We start from the raw sequence: 5,872 nt of genomic DNA, 5'->3' as shown, positions 1-5,872 counted from the left end.
TCCCTGATCCCGACTGGTTCTTGTGCAGCAGGGCGTACCCGGCCACCGCCAGGGCCCCGGCAACCGCTTCGGCGACCGCCGATAAAACCTTGGCCGCGTACCAGACGGGCTCATACATCGACGGCATTGGCCCAATAGCCGGGACCTGGACATACCGGTACAGGATGACCGCGGCCAGGGACGACAGGCCCACTGCTGCGGCGGCCGCGAAAGCGGCGCGTGAGCCCGTGACCAGCACAAACACCGCGGCCAGGACAGCGGCTCCGGCCTGGACCAAAAACAGCGTGCCCTGTCCGATGCCGCCCGGCGCGGCCTGCTGATAGCCCGGGGCGAGCTGGACATGGATCACGGCACTGACCACCAGGGCCGCCGCGACACCGACACGCAGCACCCACAGAGACCGTGAATGCGATTTTAGTTCCGGCCGACTCATTTCTCGGTTCATTTCACGACCAGCGTTCCGGTCATCTGCGGATGGAAGCTGCAAATAATTCCGTACTCACCCGGGGAATCAGGGGCCTGGAAGATCACCGTTGCGCCGCCCGGGACCTCGATGTCGAACCCGCCCTTGTCCTTGGCCGTCAGGGTATGGGGAGCGCTGTCCGCGTTCGTTACCGTCACTGTCGCCCCTGGCTTCACCGATGCCGGAACCTCATAGGCGAAGTCCTTGATCGTGATGACTGCCTCGCCGGCCTGCGCCGAAGCATTAGATGATGGGGCAGCGGAGCTGGTCGCGGGCGGCGGGGCGGAAGAGCCCCCTTCCTGAGCTGCGCAGCCGGTGATGGCCGCCAACGACACGGTTCCAGCTAGGGCCAGAATACGGTTGATCGTTCTCATGACAATCCCTTCGCAGGGATGTGTCCTCCACACGCCGGACGGCGCGCCCATCAGGAAACCACCCCACACACTCTTATTCGTCACCCCCGCCCTCACGGACTGCCCGGCTGGCATCCCGGCTGTATGTTTCCAAGGATTCGTGAGCTGAGCTCACCTGCAGTGGCGGTCATGATGCCGGCAGGAAGTTCTCCGATTAAGAAAGACAGCATGCTGATGGTCTGTGTAGGCTGGCTCCAACCGGCACGGCCCAAAACATCGAAGGGTGAGTCATGACCGAAATCACTGCACATCACGGATTGTTCAAGGACACCAACCTGCACGTGGATGACACCGGCGGCCAGGGTCGGCCGGTGGTCATGATTCACGGGTGGCCGCTGTCCGGGGAAGCGTTCCAGGCCCAGATACCGGCCCTGCAGGGAGCCGGATACCGGGTCATCACCTATGACCGGCGCGGCTTCGGGCGCAGTGACAAACCAGTGTCCGGCTACAAGTACGACACCCCGACCGAGGACCTGCACGTCCTGCTGGAGCAGCTTGACCTGAACGATGTCACCTTGGTCGGGTTTTCCATGGGCGGCGGAGAAGTCGCCCGCTACTTCAGCCGCTACGGCACGGAACGGCTCCGCAGCGTGGTGTTCGCCTCCGCGGTCCCGCCCTACATGATGCAGACCGACGACAACCCCGAAGGGCCCCTGACCAAGGAGGCGGCCGCAAAGATGGCCGCTGACCTCACCAAGGACGAGGACGAGTTCTACGACGGATTCACCCGCGAGTTCTTCTCCGTCAACGGAGAACTCAAAGTCAGCGAACAACAGCGCCAGGACGCCGTCGCGTTGTGCAAGCAGGCGGACAAAAAAGCAGCCCTCGCGTGCATGGCCGCCTTCGGCGGCACCGACTTCCGTGACGACCTGCCCAAAGTAACCGTGCCCGTACTCGTGCTCCACGGAGAGGGCGACGCGACCGTACCCTTCGAAGGATCCGGTCAGCGCACCCACGCGACCCTGCCCGGCAGCGAACTGCGCGTCATCACCGGAGCCCCGCACGGATGCAACGTAAGCCACCCCGACGAATGGAACGAAGCCCTCATCCAGTTCCTGGCCAAATAGCCTCAACACAGCGGGACCCCGTCACCGACAGCTTGCAGGTGAGTCAGTGACGGGGCGCTGAGGACGTGCTGCCGGGTGTCCCGGATCGGCCGGGTCCCGGCAGTCAGGTGGCAGCGGTCCTGCGGACGCGTCGCCTCACGGCCGCGTCAGTCCTCGTCGTCGTCGCCGCCGCCGCCGCTGGTGTTGATGGTGCCGTTAACGCCTGCCGGGAAGAACCCTCCAGAGGTGACCTGCTTGGGAGTCAGGTACGCGATGTTCAGCACCTGGGCAGCGGTGCGGCTGAAGGCCAGTCCGTTGGCGTCGGTGGGAACGAGGTTGGCCACAGCGGCGGTGCCTATGCCCTGATCCAGGTCGGTCTTGCCGTCGAGGCTGTCACGGGCGTCCGAAATCTTCTGCGCTGTGGTGTAGATGGAAGGCGTCTGGACTCCCAGGGCGTAGAGGGTCGTGCGGATGATGCCGGCGTGGTATGCCTCCACGGCCAGGAGCCCTGCAGCGGCTTCAAGATAGGTCTTATTGCTGATCAGCGGTGCCGCGCCTTTGTACGCTGTGACGCCGACGTCTTCGAAGATATAGGCGCCGAAAAGGAAGTTGACCTCGTTGGCGTAGACATCGAATTTCTCGTGTGCCCCGACCAGTCCGGCGGCGCGGGCCGCTGCGGTGAAGCTGTCGTTAAGATTGATCCGCGGCCGGGACACTGCAGCGCTTCCCAGGGCACTGCGCAGGAATGCCACATGGGATTTTTCATCAGCGGCGATCTCTTCGGCGTACTTTTTGATCAGGGGCGTCTGAAAGGACACTGCCCTGCCGCCGACGACGGGGCCCCGCGTGCCTGTTCCGGTGGTCAACTTATCCGCCAATCCCACGCCGGTGACGGCCCGAAGATAGAACTCCGCCTCGAGGTATTCAAGGTTCAGGGCAAAGTTCAGGATCGCCGAATCACTCGGCGCCCCTCCATCCGCCGCAGCGGACGATGCCGTGGCCACGCCGGCGGCGACAATCGCGGCACCGGCCGTGATTCCGCTGAGCCCGGCCGCACGGAAAAAGCGGCGACGGTCCACCGCGTTTTCAGAACTCCGGGAAATGGCGTCAACAATAAAGCGTTGTTCAAACATTGGACGTTCTCCTGCCATTCAAATGAGATGGCGGGGGCAGGATTAATTCCTTTAGCGCACCCCAGCGCTGCGACGGCCCTCGTCGCCACGGCCAAAAAGGCCATGATATGGAGCATAATACCGGTCCCGGGAACGTTATGAAAGGGGAGCGCGTTGTCTCTCTAATGGGGTCATCAAAGATGCCCGCGTAGCTGCTATCGAAGAATCATTTGGTAATGCCCGCGTAGCGGCGCGTCTGCTGGGATGGCATCCGCCGGCCCGGCATTGTGAGCTGCTCTGGCTGCCTCGTCGGCCCGTACCCTCAAGTCATCGGCAACCTTTGTTCGACGTATTTTGTCCGGTGACGATTTGGTCATCAGGTTCAGCCCCAGCCTGTTGGCTTCCTCATCATGGCGGGCGGAGTCTTCGCCCCGCAGTCAGCTCTACGACACGCTGCAGTCAAATCCCGCCAGCGCCGTGACATGCTCCATCGGTACCGGGTAGTCGAAGGATTGTCCGCTGCATGGCTCCCGCTTCACCGCCGGAGGGGAAGTCCTCCAGGGTCCGTCAACCGAAAACCTCCCGGCCGCGGAGTAAGCCCGCAGAGCGTTTGCAAGAACCAAGCCGGTTCCGGCGGGTGGCCACGTCCTCCGGCTCCGGATCCCGTGGAACGCCCTGGTTACCGCCACCGACAAGTCGCCGGAGGCTGCTGCCGGCAGACCTTGACGCGGCACTGGTCCCCGGGGGGCCGGTGCCGGGGGTGAAGGGACGTGGACCGCCATGATGGAGGTGATGGAGATCGCCAACGTGTCCGTCCACCAGGGAACCAGGCTCCTGTAAGACCCGTTAAAGCACGGCCGCCAAAGGGGATTCTTGCGGACGTGGTTCCGGCCGCCCGGAAAAGTTTGGTTATGGTCAAATGATGCTAAGTGACCTTACTATGACTCTAATCGCGTAGCGGATTTCCGGAGGCAACCGGACCGCCGCCTGGCGCGCACGGCGGCGGCTGGCCGACGAGCTGAGCCGGAGCGCCCCGGATGAGAAACGCCCCGTTGACGCTGCGCGCCAGCGCGTGGGAGAGCTCAGCGGCCGGTCGCCGGGATGGTCGAGCACCTGGGCCAGCAACTCACCGCCCTCATAGAGGACCTGCGGACCGTTGCTGCCCCGGACGCCGTTGAGGCCCAGATCGAATCAGTGACGGCTGAGGCCGCCGCACAAGTCGCCGCCGCAACCGCCCGAACCAGCCGCGCCGAGCAAGCCCAACGTCAGGCCAACGCGGAGCGGCTGGAGGCCGACGCCGCAGCAAGTGAAGCTTCCGACCTCGCCGAGCAGCAGCACACCACCCTCGCCGTCACTCAGCACGAGCTGGGGGGCCGGACACACACTCTCGACCAGGTGACGGCCGAGCTGGTCGCCGTCCGGGCCGCGGCCGAGGCCCATAACGCACAGGCACAGGCAGAGCTGTCCCGGCTGCGCGAGCAGCTGGCGACCGTACGCACGCGACTGGGGGAGGCTGAGCACGAGTGCGACGACGCCAATGCGCGGACCGAGACGGCTTTTACCGCGCGGGCCGAAGCAGACGAACGTGCTCGGGGCGCGGTCGCCCGCGCCGACGACAACGCGGCACGAGCGCAGCGCGCCGAGGCTGACCTCGCGAAAATTCGGGACGAAATCGATCAAGCACGCAATGTCCGCGACACCATTCGGGAGGAAGCCAGCTCGCTGCGCGGGAATCTGGCTACCGCAATCGTTGAACGCGACGCAGCATGGGCGGACGTCGAGCGTGAGCGAACTCACGGTGACCCACGCGTCAGTGATCTCCGCACCGCGCAAGACCAACAGCTCACCCCGCTCCGGGACCTTCGAAGGATCCGGTCAGCGCACCCACGCCGCCCTTCCCGGCAGCGAACTGCACGTCATCACCGGACGGAAGCGGGTCTTAGTCGTGGTTCCAGACTTTGATGGAGGACAGCAGCAGGAGCAGGACGAGCAGGGGAATAAGAACCAGGCTGGGAACAACGCCCAGCAGAAGGCCGCCGATCACGGTGCCCGTGATGGAGCCCAGCGTCATGGCGACGAGAAAGGGTTTGTTCTGTCCCAGCACGGAGAAGCTCTTGTCTCTGCTGAAGCGGGCGAACGCGACGAGCATGGTGGGAAGTGAGACGGCCAGGGAGAGGCTTCCGGCGATCTTGATGTCGGTGCCGTAGAGCAGGACGATCGTGGGAATGAGCAGCTCCCCGCCGGCGACTCCCATCGGGGCGGCCACGACGCCGATGATGAGGCCGGCCGCGATTCCGAGCACGGTCCGTGGGCCGGCGGGAACGTTGAGGGGCTCCACCGCGAAGAAGTGGGTGAGGAACAGCAGCACCGCGATCAGTACGAGCAGCACTGCGATGACGCGGTAAAGCGTTTTTGAGTTGAGCCGGGTAGCCCAGTGGGCGCCGATCCAGGCGCCGATGAGGCTGCCTGCCAGGAGGTTCAGGACGATGAACCAATAGGGCGAGAGCTCTGCAAGGGGGACGCCGATGAGGCGAGCCGGCAGGGCAGTGATGACCACGATCAGGCTCATGGCCTTGTTCATGATGATGGCCTGCAGTGCGGCGAAGCCGAAGACCCCGATGAGCAGGGGCAGCCGGAACTCGGCACCGCCCAGGCCGATCATGCCGCCCAGGACACCGATGATGGCGCCGGCAAGGAACACCAGAGCCAGGGATTGCTGGCGTGTGCCGGTTGTGTCGGGGCTTGAGGACCAATGCTCGGGAGAGTCACGCTAAGCCGGTGGGGCCAGGTAGTAGAGGTTCTGGTCGGCACCGCTGTTACGCCGGGTCACGGCGTTGG

Annotated in this window: 6 protein-coding genes; 2 read left to right on the top strand and 4 right to left on the bottom strand. The window is 64.6% G+C overall.

Going from position 1 to position 5,872, the window contains the following annotated elements; genetic code table 11:
- The coding region (locus ACX80X_RS20950; protein ID WP_459313283.1) for a hypothetical protein at positions 1 to 391 on the bottom strand (391 nt) is incomplete at its 3' end.
- A gap of 50 nt (positions 392 to 441) precedes the next feature.
- Complete coding sequence (locus ACX80X_RS20945; protein WP_252603917.1) at positions 442 to 837, bottom strand: cupredoxin domain-containing protein; 396 nt, start codon at positions 835 to 837, stop codon at positions 442 to 444.
- Between the two features lie 269 nt (positions 838 to 1,106).
- Between ACX80X_RS20945 and ACX80X_RS20940 the strand changes: the two genes are divergently transcribed.
- Positions 1,107 to 1,943 (top strand): alpha/beta fold hydrolase, encoded by an 837-nt coding sequence (locus ACX80X_RS20940; protein ID WP_459313281.1) that lies wholly within the window; start codon positions 1,107 to 1,109, stop codon positions 1,941 to 1,943.
- A 146-nt stretch (positions 1,944 to 2,089) separates the two neighbouring features.
- On the opposite strand, the gene ACX80X_RS20935 is transcribed toward ACX80X_RS20940, so the two are convergent.
- Positions 2,090 to 3,055, bottom strand: coding sequence for a ferritin-like domain-containing protein (locus ACX80X_RS20935; RefSeq protein ID WP_252603913.1), 966 nt, complete (start codon positions 3,053 to 3,055; stop codon positions 2,090 to 2,092).
- A gap of 1,080 nt (positions 3,056 to 4,135) precedes the next feature.
- Here ACX80X_RS20935 and ACX80X_RS20930 point away from each other — a divergent pair.
- Positions 4,136 to 4,996, top strand: coding sequence for a coiled-coil domain-containing protein (locus ACX80X_RS20930; protein WP_252603911.1), 861 nt, complete (start codon positions 4,136 to 4,138; stop codon positions 4,994 to 4,996).
- On the opposite strand, the gene ACX80X_RS20925 is transcribed toward ACX80X_RS20930, so the two are convergent.
- Positions 4,974 to 5,735, bottom strand: a complete 762-nt coding sequence (locus tag ACX80X_RS20925) for a sulfite exporter TauE/SafE family protein (protein ID WP_252603909.1) — start codon at positions 5,733 to 5,735, stop codon at positions 4,974 to 4,976. The genes ACX80X_RS20930 and ACX80X_RS20925 overlap by 23 nt on opposite strands.
- Positions 5,736 to 5,872 lie beyond the last annotated feature (137 nt).

Source organism: Pseudarthrobacter sp. MDT3-1, assembly GCF_054510755.1.
This window is presented reverse-complemented; position numbering and strand designations above follow the sequence as displayed.

Coding starts and splice junctions, on each gene's coding strand:
- ACX80X_RS20945 (WP_252603917.1), bottom strand. CDS start 837: ATGAGAACGATCAACCGTATTCTGGCCCTAGCTGGAACCGTGTCGTTG.
- ACX80X_RS20940 (WP_459313281.1), top strand. CDS start 1,107: ATGACCGAAATCACTGCACATCACGGATTGTTCAAGGACACCAACCTG.
- ACX80X_RS20930 (WP_252603911.1), top strand. CDS start 4,136: ATGGTCGAGCACCTGGGCCAGCAACTCACCGCCCTCATAGAGGACCTG.
- ACX80X_RS20935 (WP_252603913.1), bottom strand. CDS start 3,055: ATGTTTGAACAACGCTTTATTGTTGACGCCATTTCCCGGAGTTCTGAA.